This window comes from Nocardioides sp., assembly GCF_044226305.1.
GTDB lineage: Bacteria > Actinomycetota > Actinomycetes > Propionibacteriales > Nocardioidaceae > Nocardioides.
The window spans coordinates 22,318-37,854 of record NZ_JBGAHF010000012.1; the positions used below are offsets into that span (position 1 = coordinate 22,318).

Below are 15,537 nucleotides of genomic sequence, written 5' to 3' on the forward strand. Positions count from 1 at the left end.
CGAACCGGACCGCGCCCCACGACCGCACCTCCTCCCGACCGCTCCGCCCGGACGGTCGGCCCGACCGGGCCATCCACGCCGCCCGGTCGGCCCGGCAGGCGCTCCAGCGCGCCGGCGGGGTCCGGCCCGGCCGCTGACCCGGCCCCGTTGGACAAATCAGACAATCTGTCTCATCGTGGGCGGCGTGTACCGACCCGGCACGCCGACCACCTGGGCCAGCCCGTGGGCGATGTACGCCGACCTCCGCGACCACGACCCGGTCCACCACGTCGAGCGGAGCGGTGGCCGCGACCACTGGGTCCTCTCCCGGCACGCGGACGTGCTCGCGGCCGCGGTCGACACCGCGACGTACTCCTCCGCGCAGGGCCTCACGGTCGAGTACGACGAGCTGGAGACCATCGGCCTCGCCGACAACCGGCCGCTGGTGATGCTCGACCCGCCCGACCACACCGCGTTCCGCCGGCTGGTGGCCCGGGGGTTCACCCCGCGCCAGGTCAGCACCCTCGAGCCGGTCGTCCGGGCGTTCGTGGTCGAGCGGCTCGAGCGGCTGCGCGACGAGGGTGGCGGTGACGTCGTCGAGGCGCTGTTCAAGCCGCTGCCCAGCATGGTCGTCGCCCACTACCTCGGCGTGCCCGAGGACGGTCGCGCGCGCTTCGACGACTGGACCGCCGCGATCGTGTCGGCCAGCTCCGCCGGCGAGGTCAGCGCCGCGGCCGACGCCCTGACCGAGATGACGGGCTACTTCGCCGAGCTGGTCGAGCGGCGCCGCACCGAGCCGGGCGACGACACCGTCTCGCACCTCGTCGCCGCCGGCGTGGGTGACGACGACCGCGGGCTGCTCTCGATCCTGGCCTACGTCTTCACGGTCGTCACCGGCGGCAACGACACGACGACCGGCATGCTCGGCGGCTCGGTGCAGCTGCTCGAGGCCGACCGCGACCAGCGCGCCGTCCTGCTGGCCGACCCCACCCTGGTCGGCGACGCGGTCGAGGAGCTGCTCCGCCTGACCTCCCCGGTGCAGGGCCTGGCCCGGACGACGACCCGCGACGTCGAGCTGCACGGCCGGACGGTCCCGGCCGGCCGCCGGGTGCTACTGCTCTACGGCGCCGCGAACCGCGACCCGCGGCGCTACGGCCCGGACGCCGACGAGCTCGACGTGCGCCGCCGGCCGACCCAGATCCTCACCTTCAGCCAGGGCAGCCACCACTGCCTGGGCGCAGCGGCCGCGCGGCTCCAGGCCCGGGTCGCGCTCGAGGAGCTGCTGGCCCGGTGCCCCGACTTCGCGGTCGACCTCGACGGGGTGACCTGGGCGCCGGGGCCCTACGTGCGGCGCCCGACCTGCGTGCCGTTCCGGGCGGCCGGATGAGGTCCACCGACCAGGCGACCGCGATCCTCGACGCGGCGGCCGGGCTGTTCGCCGAGCGGGGCATCGCCGCGGTCGGGATGGGCGAGGTGGCCCGCGCCGCCGGCTGCTCGCGCGCGACGCTCTACCGCCACTTCGCCGACCGGCACGACCTGCACCGTGCGTTCGTGCACCGCGAGGCGCGCCGGATCGGTGCGCTCGTGGCGGCCGGGACGAGCGACGTCGGCGAGGCCGTGCTGGCCGCCGTGCGACACGTCCGGGAGGCCCCCGAGCTGCTCGCGTGGTTCGGGGCGACGGACGCCGGGACGACCGCCGAGCTCGCCCAGTCCGACGAGGTGCTCGAGGCGCTCGGCCTCACGGCCGCCGGCGACCCGGCCGCCGCCCGCTGGCTGGTCCGGGTGATCGTCTCGCTGCTCGTCGTCCCGGGTCGCGACGCCGACGAGGAGCGCGAGATCGTCGAGAGGTTCGTCCTCCCGGGTCTCCGGCTGCCCCGGTAGGGCAGGCTGGGCGCGTGCACTACGTCGGCGTCGACCTCGCGTGGGGCGAGCGGCAGCGCACCGGGCTCGCCGTGCTCGACGACGGCGGACGCCTCGTGCACCTCTCCTCGGTCCGCACCGACGAGGAGATCCGCGACGCGCTCGCGCCGTACGTCGAGGGCCCGTGCCTGGCCGGCATCGACGCCCCCCTGGTCGTCACGAACCCGACCGGCTCGCGGCCGGCGGAGCAGCAGCTCAACCGCGACTTCCGGATCTTCGAGGCCGGGGCGCACCCGTCGAACACCGGCAAGCCGGAGTTCGCCGACGGCACCCGCGGTGCCCGGATCTGCCGGCTGCTGCGGCTCGACATGGACCCGCGCTCCGGACGCGAGCGCCGGGCGATCGAGGTCTACCCGCACCCCGCGACGGTGGTGCTGTTCGGGCTGCGCAAGACGCTGAAGTACAAGAACAAGACCGGCCGGGCGCTGGACTCGATGCGCGCCGAGCTGCTCGTCCTCATGGACCACCTGGAGCGGATCGTCGTGACCGGTCCGTCCTGGGCCGCGCTGCGGTCCGACGTCGAGCACGCCGCCCGCAAGAGCGACCTGGGCCGGGCCGAGGACCAGGTCGACGCGGTCGTCTGCGCGTACGTCGCGCTCTTCGCGGACCGCTGGCCGGAGCGGGTCACGACGTACGGCGACCTCGAGAGCGGCTACATCGTCACCCCGACCCTGCAGCCCGCGCACGTCGTCGCCCGGCAGGCCGTCGAGGAGTACCAGCACCGGTACCCGGCGCTGGTCGCCGCGGCGGAGCGGCAGGTGGCGCTGGTGACGACCGTGCTCGACGAGGCCGGCATCAACTACCTCTCGGTCACCGGGCGCGCCAAGAGCGTCGAGTCGTTCGCGACCAAGGCCGCCCGGGTCGCCGACGGGGTCCCGGTCTACGCCGACCCGCTGCGCGAGATCACCGACCAGGTCGGCGTCCGCGTGATCACCTACGTCCGCAGCGACGTGGCCGCGGTCGCCGAGGTGCTCGGCGCCCAGCTGCGGGTGCTGGACGACCGCGACCTCGGCGAGGAGACCGCCAGCGAGGGCCGGTTCGGCTACGCCAGCCGGCACCTCCTCGTCGAGCGCGAGGACGGCGGCGTCGTGCAGGTGCAGGTGCGCACGGTGCTCCAGCACGCGTGGGCCGAGTTCGAGCACGACATCCGCTACAAGGGCACGGTCCCCGAGGAGCACGCCCGCGACTTCGACCGGCGGTTCACGCTGGCCGCCGGGCTGCTCGAGCTCGCGGACCAGGAGTTCACGACGATCCGGGAGCGGCTGCGCGGTGGGTCGGTCGAGGAGGCCGACGCCAGCGTCGACGGGATCAGCCCGCGCGAGCTCGCGGCGTACCTCGCCGGTCAGTACGCCGACGCGGCCTGGTCCCGTCCGGACCACTACGAGTGGATCGCCGGCCTGCTCGGCGAGCTCGGCCTCACCACGCTCGCCGCGCTCGGGGAGGTGCTCGCCGGCGTCGACGCCGACCAGATCGTCGAGCGGATGGACTACCGCTACCCGCCCGGGGCGGTGCGCCGCCTCGACGACGCGCTGCTCTCGGCGTACGGCGAGCGGTACGTCGAGCTGCCGGGCAACGCGCACCGCAGGGCGCTGCTGCGTGCCCGGATCGGGCGCATGACCGGGTGACCCGTGCGAGGATCCGCCCATGGCAACGGGGAGGAGACTGGCGCTGTGCGCCGTCTCGGCGGTGGCACTGGTCGCGGGAGCACTCGGCACGACGAGCGGAGCGAGCGCCGCCGACGACCCGCCGGGCTTCACCCTCCGCCCCGGCACCAACCAGGTCTACGTGCTCGACGCGACCCCGGGTGACGAGCTCGAGCTGCTCGACGGCGACGGCGCCGTCGTCGAGACCGGCACCGTCGACGTCCAGGGCAGCCTCGCCTGGCGCCGGCTGAGCGTCGGCCCCTACACCGTCCGGGTGGCGGGCGACCCCGCCAGCGAGTCCGACCCGGTCACCGTCACCGGCTTCCGCAGCCCGCCGCCGCCCCAGTCGTTCTACGACGCCCAGACGATCGACGAGGGCTTCCACTACATCACCACCCGCGACGGCACGACGCTGTCGGCGAACGTCTCCTTGCCCTCCGGCGACGGCCCGTTCCCGACCGTCGTGGAGTACTCCGGGTACGGCCCGAGCAACCCGGCCGACACCACCTTCGCCCAGCTGTTCAACACCCTCGGCTTCGCCTACGTCGGCGTGAACATCCGCGGCACCGGCTGCTCCGGCGGCTCGTTCCTCAACTTCGAGCCGGTGCAGAGCCTCGACGGGTACGACGCCGTCGAGGCGATCGCCGCGCAGCCGTGGGTGAAGTTCCACGAGGTCGGCATGGTGGGCATCTCCTACCCCGGCATCTCCCAGCTGTACGTCGCCCGCACCCGGCCGCCGCACCTGGCCGCGATCACGCCGCTGTCGGTCATCGACGACACCTTCCGCGGGACGCTCTACCCCGGGGGCGTGCTCAACACCGGCTTCGCCGTCCCGTGGGCCGCGGAGCGGGCGACCCAGTCGGCGCCGTACGGGCAGGCCTGGACCAAGACGCGCGCGGACAACGGGGACACCGAGTGCGCCGACAACCAGCTCCTCCGGCTGCAGAACCCGGACCCGCTCCAGCTCATCCAGGACAACCCGTTCTACGACCCGGTCATCGCCGACCAGGTCAACCCGAGCCTCTTCGTGAAGAAGATCGACGTCCCGGTCTTCATCGCGGGCGCCTGGCAGGACGAGCAGACCGGGGGCCACTTCCCGGCGCTGCTCGACGACTTCACCGGGTCGCCGCACGTCTACGCGACGATGAGCAACGGGTCGCACACCGAGTCGCTCTCGCTCGGGGTCTTCGGCCGGTACGCCGACTTCCTCGACCTGTACGTCGGCCGGCGGGTGCCGGGCGACGCGAAGAAGCTCGTCGCGCCGATCCTCGCGCAGTCGATCACCGGCGTGGGTGGCCTCAGCCTGCCACCGGGCATCGACTACACCGGCATGACCTACCGGCAGGCGCTACGGACCTACCAGTCGCAGGACCCGGTCCGGATCGGCTTCGAGGAGGGCGCCGCCGCCGGGCAGCCGGCCGGCTCGCCGCTGCCCCGGTTCGTGCGGACCTTCGACTCCTGGCCGGTCCCGCAGGCGAAGCCGACCGCGTGGTACCTGACGCCCGGCGGCGGGCTGCGCACCTCGCCGTCGCGCCTGCGGGCCGGCGACGTCGAGCAGCGCAGCTACCTCGCCGACCCCACCGCACTGCCGGACACCGACTACACCGGGCCGGGCAACGACATCTGGAAGGCCAGCCCGACCTACGACTGGCGCCAGATCCCGGACGGCAAGGGCCTGGGCTGGATCAGCCCGCCGCTCGCGAAGGACGTGGTGGCGGTCGGCACCGGCTCGGTCGACCTGTGGGTGAAGACCCCGGAGGCCGACACCGACCTCGAGGTCACCCTCAGCGAGGTGCGCCCCGACGGCACCGAGGTCTACGTGCAGTCCGGCTGGCTCCGAGCCAGCCACCGCAAGCTCGACCTGGACGAGTCGACCCCGATCTCGCCGGTGCACACGGACCTCGAGGCCGACGCCGCACCCCTGCCGGCAGGGAAGTTCACCAAGCTGCGGGTCGAGCTGTTCCCGTTCGCGCAGGCCTTCCGCGCCGGCTCCCGGCTGCGGGTGACCGTCGACGCGCCCGGCGGCGCCCGGCCGCTGTGGGCCTTCGACACGATCGCCCACGGCGAGCAGGTCACCGTCGCCGCGGACATGGTGCACCGCTCGCGGATCGTGCTCGCCGTCGTACCCGGGGTGAAGGTGCCGGCGACGGCCCCGCCGTGCTCGTCGCTGCGCAGCCAGCCCTGCCGCACCTACCCCGGCTGACGGTTGGATCTCGACCTCTGACGGTTGAGTCGGGAGTTCCGAACAGTCGAGCCATGTCCTGAAGTCCCGACTCGACCGTCACAAGTCCCGACTCGACCGTCAGGGGGCGGCGGCGCGCAGCTTCTCCAGCAGCGGGCCGGCGGCCTCCTCGAGGAACCGGTCCTGGCCCTCGTCGCCGACCTGGACGATCGCGACGTCGGTGAAGCCGGCCTTCCAGTACGCCGACACCGACTCGACGATCGCGTCCAGGTCGGGTCCGCACGGGATCGAGCCGGCCACGTCCTCGGGGCGCACGAACTGGGTCGCGCCGGAGAAGCCGGCGGGCGTCGGCAGGTCGGCGTTGACCTGCCAGCCGCCGCCGAACCAGCGGAACTGCTCGTGCGCGCGCTTCACGGCGGTGTCCTCGTCGGGGTCCCAGCAGATCGGGACCTGCCCGATCGCCCGGGCACCGTCGCCGATCCGCGGGGCGCCCTCGACGGCGTTCCAGCCCTCGACGAGCGAGGCCTTCGGCTCGACCCCGACCAGGTGGTCGCCGAGCGGTGCGAGCGCCTCGATGGCGCGCTCGCCGGCGACCGCCAGGCCGAGGTCGACGCCCTGCTCCGGGACGTCCCAGACCCGGGCGGAGTCGACCTGGAAGTACTCGCCGCGGTAGTCGACCAGCTCGCCGGTGTGCAGCGCGCGGATGATGGCGACCGCCTCGCGGAGCATCTCCTGACGGTCCTGGATCGCCGGCCAGCCCTCGCCGACGACGTGCTCGTTCAGGTTCTCCCCGCTGCCCAGCCCGACGGTGAACCGGCCCTCGGCGAGGATCTGCAGGGTCGCGGACTTCTGCGCCACGACCGCCGGGTGGTAGCGCATCGTCGGGCAGGTCACGTAGGTCATCAGGCCGACCCGCGAGGTCGCCTGGGCGACGGCACCCAGCACGGTCCAGGCGTACGGCGCGTGCCCCTGCTCGGTCAGCCAGGGGGAGTAGTGGTCGCTGGAGACCTCGAAGTCGAAGCCGACCTCCTCCGCGGCCACGGCGTACCGGACCAGCTCGCGCGGCCCGCTCTGCTCGGTCATCAGGGTGTAGCCGAAGTTCGTCATGGAGCCCGAGTACCCACTCGCGGTGGACGCAGACGGTGGCTACCGTCGGTGCCATGACCCCAGCGGACGTGTACATCGACTTCTTCGAGCGGGTGCTGGAGAACGGCGTCGCCGTGGTCGGCGGTCTGGACGAGGACGAGCTCGCCCACCGGCCCGCGCCGGACGCGAACTCGATCGCCTGGCTCGTCTGGCACGCGGCCCGCGTGCAGGACGCCCAGCTCGCCGACGTGGCCGGCACCGAGCAGGTCTGGTTCAGCGAGGGCTGGGTGGACCGGTTCGGGCTCGACCTCGACCCGCAGGACCACGGCTACGGCCACACCAGCGAGCAGGTCGGCAAGGTGCGCGCGAGCGGCGAGCTGCTCGCCGACTACCTCCGCGCCTGCCACGCGGCCAGCGTCGCCTACCTGCGCACGGTCACCGAGGCCGACCTCGACCGCATCGTCGACGAGCGCTGGGACCCGCCGGTGAGCCTGGGCGTGCGGCTGGTGAGCATCGCCGACGACGACGCCCAGCACGTCGGGCAGGCGGCCTACCTGCGCGGCCTGCTCGGTCGCTAGGCCGTACGCCGTCAGTCGGTGGCGAGCTGCCGGTTGATCCGGTAGCGCACGAACGACGGGACGGCGAGCGCCGCGACGACCGTCCCGACGATCACGAGCACGCCACCGCCCGCTGCGGCCGCCGCCGTGCCGACCGCGGCGGCCGCCGCGCCGTGCACGACGTCGGCGACCCGGGGCCCGCCGGCGACCACCACGATGAACACGCCCTGGAGCCGGCCGCGGACCGAGTCGGCGGCGGCGCTCTGGAGCATGCTGGTGCGGAACGCTGCGGAGGCCATGTCCGCCGCGCCGCCGACCGTCAGCATCAGCAGGGCGACGAGCAGCATCGTGTGCTGCCAGGAGGCGGACCCACGGTCGGCGAGGCCGACCGCGATGCCGAACCCCGTCATCGCCGCGCCCCACACGAGGATGCAGACGATGACGGCGAGCCCCTGCCGGTCGACGCGGGAGACCCAGCCGGAGAACACGCCGCCGACGACCGCCCCCGCCGGGATCGCCGCGAACAGCAGCGCGAAGACCAGGCCGCCGCTGTCGGGGCCGCCGAAGGACAGGTGCGCGATCTCCGGGAACAGCGCGCGGGGCATGCCGAAGACCATCGCGATCAGGTCGACGACGAAGGACATCAGCAGCACGGGGTGTCCTCGGAGGTAGGAGAACCCCTCGACCACCGAGCGCAGGCCCGGCGTCGTCGTGACGCCCTCGACCGGCAGCCGCGGCAGCCGGACGACGGCGCTCATCGTGGCGAACAGCGTGACCGCGTCGATCAGGTAGAGCCACCCGAACCCGAGCACGGGGATCAGCACCCCGGCGATGAGCGGACCGCCGATGGCGCCGGCCTGGAAGACCGTCATGTTCAGGGAGTTGGCGGCCGGGAGCAGCTCGGGCTCGAGCAGACGCGGCAGCACCGCACTCCGGGTCGGCTGGTTGACGGCGAAGAACGCCTGCTGCACCGAGAAGAGGCCCAGCAGCAGCCACACGTTCGTGTTGCCCGCCGCGGCCTGGACCCAGAACAGCACGCTGGTGGCGATCAGGCCGGTCGTCGTGACCAGCAGGATCGTGCGCCGGTCGAAGACGTCGGCCAGCGCGCCGCCCCACAGCCCGAACACGACCAGCGGGACCAGCCCGAACAGCCCGGTGAGGCCGACGTACGCCGAGGAGCCGGTGACGGCGTAGATCTGCGCCGGGACCGCCACGACCGTGAGCTGTGCCCCGACCACCGTGACGATGTTGGCGGTCCACAGCCGCCGGAAGTTGTCGTTGCGCAGCGGCCGGGTGTCGGCCACCATCCCCCGGAGTCTGCGCACGGTCCCCGAACCTAGCTCCGGCCGCCGTTGTTCCCCCGGTCGGTACCGTCGAGGTGTGACCGAGACAGCACCCGGACCCGTCGAGTCGGTGTGGGACTACCCGCGCCCGCCGCGCGTCGAGGCCAGCACCGAGCTGGTCGAGGTCGAGCTCGGCGGCGTGGCCGTCGCCAGCACGACCACCTCGTGGCGGGTCCTGGAGACCAGCCACCCGCCGACGTACTACCTGCCGCGCTCGGCGTTCCTCGACGGCGCGCTCCGGCCGGTCGGGGGTCGCACCTTCTGCGAGTGGAAGGGGCACGCCTCCTACTTCGACCTCGTCGTGCACGACCCGGCGGCGGGCGAGCGGGTCGCCGCCCGGGCGGCGTGGACCTACGTGCGCCCGAGCCCCGGCTTCGAGGTGATCGCGGACGCGGTCGCGGTGATGCCGGCCCTCGTGGACCGGTGCACCGTGGACGGCGAGGTGGTCGTGCCGCAGCCGGGCGGCTTCTACGGCGGGTGGATCACCAGCCGGGTCACCGGACCGTTCAAGGGTGGTCCGGGCACGACCGGTTGGTGACCGATTGGTGACCGATGAGTCCGGCGCGCGCCTGAACGACGGGCCGGCTCAGCAGATCCCGGCGGTCGCGTCGAGGTGCTGGAGCAGGTCGTACGCCGCGCGCTCGACCGCCTTGTGCCGCCACTCGGCGGCGCGGTAGACGCAGGCGATCAGGCCGGAGCGGTGCACCCGCCGGAGGTCGCCGTACCCGAACGCGTAGCGGGCCTTGGTCCCGTCGTTCGCACCCTCGGTGAGACCGAGGTGCCAGGCGGCGTACTCCTCCCACGAGTGCCGCTCGAGGTAGGCGTTCTCGGCGGCGGCGCGGGGCTGGACGTCGCCCCACTCGCTGTCGAGGACGTACTGCCGCTTGCCGATCAGTGCGCGGGCGTGGTCGACGGCGTCCGGGTTGACCTCGTACGTCGCCATGGTGACCTCAGGGGCAGGACGACCGCGTCGACGTGCCGTCGATCAGGCGGTCGGCGAGCATGTCGCACCACTGCCCGGAGGGGCCGCCGCCGTTGACCTGGCCGTCGGACTCGCCGGGGTGCTTGACCCAGAGGTTGCCGTCGAACGCACCGTCGAAGACGAGCCGCGGCGGCTTCCCGATCCGCGCCCAGGTGGGGTTGGTGACGTCGCCGTCGACGGGGTTCGCGGCGCCGTTGCGGGAGGTGTCGATCACGTAGTGCACCCCGCGGACGTCGAGCTTGCGCAGGTCGGCGAGCAGGTCACCGGCGTAGGCCTTCTCGTCGGCGTTGGTGCGGTAGTTGGCCACGTTGGTGCTGAAGCCGCGGTCGTAGCCGATGCCGGCCTTCTTGAGCAGGGCCGCGCGGTCGTCGTAGGGCGTCCAGTCCGAGTGGCCGGCGTCGAGGTAGACCCACGCGCCGGCGTTGCTCAGCACGCGGGAGGCGTAGCGCAGCAGGCCGAGCCGGTCGCCGGCGTTCCGGCAGCGCGGGTCGCCGTAGAACGGGACGGCGTCGGGCTCGAGGATCAGCAGGACGTCCTGGTCCTTGACCCCCCGGGCGATCTGCCTGACCCAGGCCTTGTACTCGTCGGCGCCGGGGAGCCCGCCGGAGGAGTACATCCCGCAGTCGCGGTCCGGGATGCCGTACACGGCCAGGATCGGGGTCTTCCTGACCGCGAGCGCGCGGGAGGTGTAGGCGCGCACCACGTCGCGCACCTGGTCGGTGGGGTAGTACTCCGGTCCCAGCCACAGGGCCTGCGCACGAGAGCCGAGCTTCTGTCGATAGACGCCGCCGGCCTGGTAGGCGGGCATCTTCGGGTCGACGAACAGCCCGCGGCTCTTGCGGGGGTCCTTGCCCGCCGCCGCTGCCGCGTGGTGCGCGGTGTCGGCCGCGACCGGCACGGCCAGACCGACCGCGCCGAGGGCGAGGACGGCCAGCAGCGCGGCGGCGCGACGGGAGAAGGACCGGGGGAGCACGTCTCCAGGGTAAAGGGCGCCCGGGTGGCCCGGGCCCTTCTCAGGACGACCTTGCGGTTGTCCAGAGGAAGTCTTCAGGCTGCTGCCCTCAGGCGGGGATCGGCTGGTCGTCCTCGCGCGGGCCGAAGATGCACAGCTCGTCGAGCTGCTCGGCGGAGAGCGGGAGACCCCACGCCTGCATCTGGGCGCGTGAGCGCCGGGAGAACAGCGCCCGGAAGAGCTCGTACGGGTCGACCTCCTCGGGCACGCCGGCGGTGCCGAGCTTCATCGGCGCCACCCCGGCGAGCACCGGTGCCCACATCGGCTCCGGCAGCAGGCCGAGGTCGAGTGCCTCGTGCAGGTCGGCGTGGTGGACGGCGATGTCCCACACGATGGCGGGTCGGGGGTTGTCCGCGACCTGCTCGGCGATGGCGTCCTGGTGGGACCGCATCTCCTCGACGAGCACCGGCACCGGGAGGTCGCGGCGCTCCCCGACGTGCCGGGCGGTCCACTCCGGTCCGGGCGCCCCCTCCATCCGCCCGGTCACCGCGTCGGCCGGTCCGCCGGCGAGGTGGGCCAGGACGTCGTGCACCGTCCAGGCCGGCGTGGCGGGGACGGTCGTGGCGAGCTGCTCCTCGGTGAGGTCGGCGGCCAGGGCCGTGACGGCGTCGACGTGCTCGCGGTACAGGTCGCCCCAGTCGGTCATGCCGAGACCGTAGACGCTCAGTGCGCCGGTGCGAAGAGGCAGAACGGGTGGCCGGCCGGGTCGAGGAGCACCCGCACGTCGTCCTGCGGCTGGTACGACGCCAGGCGGGCGCCCAGCGACATCGCCCGTTCCACGCCGGCCGCCAGGTCGTCCACGGCGATGTCGAGGTGGGCCTGCATCTGCTGCTCGCCCGGGCCTGCCGGCCAGCTCGGCGGGACGTGCCCGTCCTCGAGCTGGAAGGACAGCCCGCTCGCGCCGTCGACGGGCCTCAGGACCACCCACTCCGGCCGGTCGACGCGCAGCTCCCAGCCCAGCAGCTCCCGGTAGAACGAGGCAAGCGCACGCGGGTCCGGCGTGCCGAGGACGGTCGAGGAGAGGCGGAACGACGTGGCCGACATGGACCTCACCGTAGGCAGACGGAAATCCCTTGGGGAAGGGTGTCGTGTCCGGGCAGGGTGGTTCGTGGTGACCACGAAGGACCCGGACGAGGTCCCACCCAGGAGGAGACAGTCATGAGCCAGTACCTGCTCGCCGTCAACCACACCACCGACGACGTGGCCGCGATGGCCGCCATGACACCCGAGGAGATGCAGGAGCTGTTCGCCGCCGTCGGCACCTTCAACGAGAAGCTGCGCGCGGAGGGCGCCTGGGTCTTCGCGGGTGGGCTCGAGACGCACGACGCGACCACCACGGTCGACAACACCGGCGCCGAGGTCATCATCACCGACGGCCCCTTCACCGAGTCGAAGGAGTACCTCGGCGGCTTCTGGATCATCGAGGCCGCCGACCTCGACGCCGCCCTGGCGTGGGCCACCGAGGGCTCGAAGGCGTGCGCCGGCCGGGTCGAGGTGCGCCCGTTCCAGGAGGAGCCCGAGGCGTGAGCGACGCCGTTGCGGCGATCGAGCGGATCTACCGCGAGGAGTACGGCCGGATCGTCGCCTCGCTGGTCCGCCGCTTCGGCGACATCGACGTCGCCGAGGAGGCGGCCGGCGAGGCACTGCTGGTCGCGGTCGAGCGGTGGCCGGTGGACGGCGTGCCGCCCAACCCGGGCGGCTGGCTGACCACGACGGCCGCCCGGCGTGCCATCGACCGGATCCGCCGCGAGTCGCACCGCGACGCCAAGCACCAGGCGGCCCTGATGATCGAGGACGACACACCGCACGAGCCGACCGGCATCGTCGAGGACGACCGGCTGCGGCTGATCTTCACCTGCTGCCACCCCGCGCTCGCGCCCGAGGCGCGGGTGGCGCTGACCCTGCGGCTGCTCGGCGGGCTGACCGTCGCCGAGATCGCCCAGGCCTTCCTGGTCCCCGAGACGACGATGGCGCAGCGGATCACGCGGGCGAAGAAGAAGATCCGGGACGCCCACATCCCCTACCGGGTACCCGCGCCCGAGGACCTCACCCGGCGGCTCTCCGCGGTCCTGGCGGTCGTCTACCTGGTGTTCAACGAGGGCTACCTCGCCAGCTCGGGCGAGACGCCGATCCGGGAGGACCTCACGGCGGAGGCGATCCGGCTGGGCCGGATCCTCCGTGCGCTGCTGCCGGACGAGCCCGAGGTCGCGGGGCTGCTGGCGCTGATGCTGCTCACCGACGCCCGGCGCCGGAGCCGGGTCGCCGGCGGCGAGCTCGTGACGCTGCCCGAGCAGGACCGCGGCGGCTGGGACCGGGAGCTCATCGCCGAGGGCCACGCCCTGGTCCGCGAGTGCCTGGCGCGCGGCCGGCCCGGGCAGTACCAGCTGCTCGCCGCCATCAACGCGGTGCACACCGACGCACCGACCGCGTCCGACACCGACTGGGCGCAGATCGCCACGCTCTACGACCAGCTGTACGCCCTCGCGCCTTCGCCGGTGGTCGCGCTCAACCGGGCGGTGGCGGTCGCGGAGCTGGACGGCGCCGCGGTCGGGCTCGCCGAGGTCGACCGGCTCGGCGCGGCCCAGCCGAGCCTGACGTCGTACCACGCCTGGCACGCGACCCGGGCCGACCTGCTGCGCCGGCTCGGCCGGAGCGCCGACGCCCGGGCGGCCTACGACGCCGCGATCGCCGCCAGCGGCAACCCGGCCGAGCGCTCCTACCTCGCGCGGCGTCGTGGCACCCTGGCGCCATGACCGACCTCGGTGCCGACCAGGTGACCCCGCTCGCCCTGCCCCCCGCCGACGAGGCCGAGGACTGGGTCGACGCCCGCACCCGCGAGGGCCTCGCCGCGGCGCGCGACGTCGTCGACGGGCTGCGCAGCGACCCGCCGGCCCGCACCCTCGACGTCCTCCGCGCCTGGGACGAGGCCGCCCGGCACCTCGCGGACGTCGCCGCCGTCTCCTCGCTGCTCGCCAACGTGCACCCGGTCGAGGCCGTGCGCAGCCGCTGCGAGCGCGCGGAGCAGGAGGTCGATCGCTACGTCACCGAGCTCCGCCAGGACCGGGTGCTCTACGAGGTGTTCGCGGCTGCCGACCCGGCGGGGCTCGACGCGGCGGCCGCGCGGCTGCTGACCAAGACCCTGGAGGACTTCCGGCGCGCCGGCGTCGACCTCGACGAGGCCACCCGCACCCGGCTGGCGGCGATCAACGAGCGCCTGACCGAGGTCGGCCAGGAGTTCGGCCGCACCATCCGGGACGACGTGCGCACCGTGCGGGTGCCGGTCGAGCGGCTCGCCGGGATGCCGCAGGACTGGCTCGACGCCCACCCGCCCGGCGAGGACGGGCTGGTGACGGTCACGACCGACTACCCGGACTCGGTGCCCGTCCGGATGTTCGTGCACGACGCCGACGTCCGGCGGCAGGTGACCACGGCGTTCCTCGAGCGCGGGTGGCCCCGCAACGAGCCGCTCCTGCACGAGCTCCTCGACCTCCGGGCCCAGCTCGCGACGCTGGTCGGCTACGCCGACTGGCCGTCGTACGACGCCGACGTGAAGATGATCGGCAGCGGGCCGGCCATCCCCGCGTTCATCGACCGGATCGCCGACGCGGCGGCGGAGCCGATGCGCCGCGACCTCGAGCTGCTGCTCGAGCGCTACGGACGCGACGTGCCGGGTGCGACCGCCATCGACACTGCGGACTCCGTGTACTACGAGGAGCTCGTGCGCCAGGAGCGCCACGACGTCGATGCGCAGCAGGTGCGCGCGTACTTCGACTTCACCCGGGTGCGGCAGGGCCTCCTCGACGTGACCGGGCGGCTGTTCGGCCTCACCTACGAGCCGGTGCTGGACGCGCCGGTCTGGCACGAGGACGTGGCGTCCTACGACGTCCTGTGCGACGGCACCCGCATCGGGCGGATCTACCTGGACCTGCACCCGCGCGAGGGCAAGTACAAGCACGCCGCCCAGTTCACGCTCGCCGACGGGCTCGCCGGGCGGCAGCTCGCCGAGGGCGTGCTCGTCTGCAACTTCTCCCGCGGGCTGATGGAGCACGACCACGTCGTCACGCTCTTCCACGAGTTCGGGCACCTGGTGCACCACGTGCTCGCCGGCGGCGGGGAGTGGACCCGGTTCTCCGGCGTCGCGACCGAGTGGGACTTCGTCGAGGCGCCGAGCCAGATGCTCGAGGAGTGGGCCTGGGACGCGGACGTGCTGCGGACGTTCGCGGTCTCGGAGTCCGGCGAGCCGATCCCCGTCGACCTCGTGGCCCGGATGCGCGCCGCCGACGACTTCGGCAAGGGCTACCACGCGCGGACCCAGATGTTCTACGCGGCCATGTCGTACTGGTTCCACGCCGACCGGCCCGCGGACCTCACGGCCGCGATGCGCGCTCTCCAGGAGCGGTACTCGCCGTTCCCCTACATCGACGGCACCCACATGTTCGCCAGCTTCGGGCACCTGTCCGGCTACTCCTCGGGCTACTACACCTACATGTGGTCGCTGGTGATCGCGAAGGACCTGTTCTCCGCCTTCGACCCCGACGACCTGTTCGCCCCGGACGTCGCGGCGCGCTACCGCGACCGCGTGCTCGCCCCTGGCGGCTCCCGCGACGCCGCCGACCTGGTCGCCGACTTCCTCGGTCGGCCCTACACCTTCGACGCGTACGCCGCCTGGCTCGCGCGGTAGGGCTCGGGTCGCGACACACCGGGTTTCACCGGCTGACCGGTGAAACCCGCACGACACGCCCACCCCGTACGGCGTGGCGTGCGGGTCTTGCCGGGCAGGTCCCGCTCGGGGTGCCCAGGGTGCCTGAGCGGCGTGCCGGTCTCCGGCTCGCC

At 73.5% G+C, this 15,537-nt stretch carries 15 protein-coding genes; 9 read left to right on the forward strand and 6 right to left on the reverse strand.

Annotated features, from left to right (window positions below; all coding sequences use genetic code 11):
• Positions 1–184: 184 nt before the first annotated feature.
• The 4 genes from ACILQ5_RS13695 to ACILQ5_RS13710 are packed head-to-tail and all read left to right on the forward strand — an operon-like array spanning position 185 to position 5,745.
• Positions 185–1,366, forward strand: a complete 1,182-nt coding sequence (locus tag ACILQ5_RS13695) for a cytochrome P450 (protein ID WP_395658565.1) — start codon at positions 185–187, stop codon at positions 1,364–1,366.
• Entirely contained in the window at positions 1,363–1,860 is a 498-nt protein-coding gene (locus ACILQ5_RS13700; RefSeq protein ID WP_395658566.1) for a TetR/AcrR family transcriptional regulator, read from the forward strand. Before ACILQ5_RS13695 ends, ACILQ5_RS13700 begins: the two co-directional genes overlap by 4 nt.
• Positions 1,861–1,874: 14 nt before the next feature.
• Positions 1,875–3,524, forward strand: coding sequence for a DUF429 domain-containing protein (locus tag ACILQ5_RS13705; RefSeq protein ID WP_395658567.1), 1,650 nt, complete (start codon positions 1,875–1,877; stop codon positions 3,522–3,524).
• A 19-nt stretch (positions 3,525–3,543) separates the two neighbouring features.
• Complete coding sequence (locus ACILQ5_RS13710) at positions 3,544–5,745, forward strand: CocE/NonD family hydrolase (protein ID WP_395658568.1); 2,202 nt, start codon at positions 3,544–3,546, stop codon at positions 5,743–5,745.
• Positions 5,746–5,844: 99 nt separating this feature from the next.
• Here the strand turns inward: ACILQ5_RS13710 and ACILQ5_RS13715 are convergent, their stop codons facing one another.
• On the reverse strand, positions 5,845–6,831 hold the full coding sequence (locus tag ACILQ5_RS13715; RefSeq protein WP_395658569.1) for an LLM class F420-dependent oxidoreductase: 987 nt from the start codon (positions 6,829–6,831) through the stop codon (positions 5,845–5,847).
• A 53-nt stretch (positions 6,832–6,884) separates the two neighbouring features.
• On the opposite strand from ACILQ5_RS13715, the gene ACILQ5_RS13720 reads away from it, so the two are divergent.
• A complete protein-coding gene (locus ACILQ5_RS13720; RefSeq protein ID WP_395658570.1) occupies positions 6,885–7,388 on the forward strand; it encodes a mycothiol transferase in 504 nt (167 codons plus the stop codon).
• 11 nt (positions 7,389–7,399) lie between these two features.
• Here ACILQ5_RS13720 and ACILQ5_RS13725 read toward each other — a convergent pair whose 3' ends face one another.
• A complete protein-coding gene (locus ACILQ5_RS13725) occupies positions 7,400–8,692 on the reverse strand; it encodes an MFS transporter (protein WP_395658571.1) in 1,293 nt (430 codons plus the stop codon).
• Between the two features lie 55 nt (positions 8,693–8,747).
• On the opposite strand from ACILQ5_RS13725, the gene ACILQ5_RS13730 reads away from it, so the two are divergent.
• Positions 8,748–9,248, forward strand: a complete 501-nt coding sequence (locus ACILQ5_RS13730; RefSeq protein WP_395658572.1) for a DUF427 domain-containing protein — start codon at positions 8,748–8,750, stop codon at positions 9,246–9,248.
• A 48-nt stretch (positions 9,249–9,296) separates the two neighbouring features.
• Here the strand turns inward: ACILQ5_RS13730 and ACILQ5_RS13735 are convergent, their stop codons facing one another.
• The 4 genes from ACILQ5_RS13735 to ACILQ5_RS13750 form a co-directional block, all read right to left on the reverse strand.
• A complete protein-coding gene (locus ACILQ5_RS13735) occupies positions 9,297–9,653 on the reverse strand; it encodes a hypothetical protein (RefSeq protein WP_395658573.1) in 357 nt (118 codons plus the stop codon).
• 7 nt (positions 9,654–9,660) lie between these two features.
• Positions 9,661–10,665 (reverse strand): glycoside hydrolase family 6 protein, encoded by a 1,005-nt coding sequence (locus ACILQ5_RS13740; RefSeq protein ID WP_395658574.1) that lies wholly within the window; start codon positions 10,663–10,665, stop codon positions 9,661–9,663.
• A gap of 88 nt (positions 10,666–10,753) precedes the next feature.
• Positions 10,754–11,350 carry a maleylpyruvate isomerase N-terminal domain-containing protein gene (locus ACILQ5_RS13745; RefSeq protein ID WP_395658575.1) on the reverse strand — a complete coding sequence of 199 codons (597 nt, stop codon included), beginning with the start codon at positions 11,348–11,350 and terminating at the stop codon, positions 10,754–10,756.
• 17 nt (positions 11,351–11,367) lie between these two features.
• Positions 11,368–11,748, reverse strand: a complete 381-nt coding sequence (locus ACILQ5_RS13750; RefSeq protein ID WP_395658576.1) for a VOC family protein — start codon at positions 11,746–11,748, stop codon at positions 11,368–11,370.
• Between the two features lie 114 nt (positions 11,749–11,862).
• On the opposite strand from ACILQ5_RS13750, the gene ACILQ5_RS13755 reads away from it, so the two are divergent.
• The 3 genes from ACILQ5_RS13755 to ACILQ5_RS13765 are packed head-to-tail and all read left to right on the forward strand — an operon-like array spanning position 11,863 to position 15,385.
• Positions 11,863–12,231 carry a YciI family protein gene (locus ACILQ5_RS13755; RefSeq protein ID WP_395658577.1) on the forward strand — a complete coding sequence of 123 codons (369 nt, stop codon included), beginning with the start codon at positions 11,863–11,865 and terminating at the stop codon, positions 12,229–12,231.
• Positions 12,228–13,457: an RNA polymerase sigma factor gene (locus ACILQ5_RS13760; protein ID WP_395658578.1), complete on the forward strand. Its 1,230-nt coding sequence runs from the start codon at positions 12,228–12,230 to the stop codon at positions 13,455–13,457. Before ACILQ5_RS13755 ends, ACILQ5_RS13760 begins: the two co-directional genes overlap by 4 nt.
• Entirely contained in the window at positions 13,454–15,385 is a 1,932-nt protein-coding gene (locus ACILQ5_RS13765) for a M3 family metallopeptidase (RefSeq protein ID WP_395658579.1), read from the forward strand. Before ACILQ5_RS13760 ends, ACILQ5_RS13765 begins: the two co-directional genes overlap by 4 nt.
• Positions 15,386–15,537 lie beyond the last annotated feature (152 nt).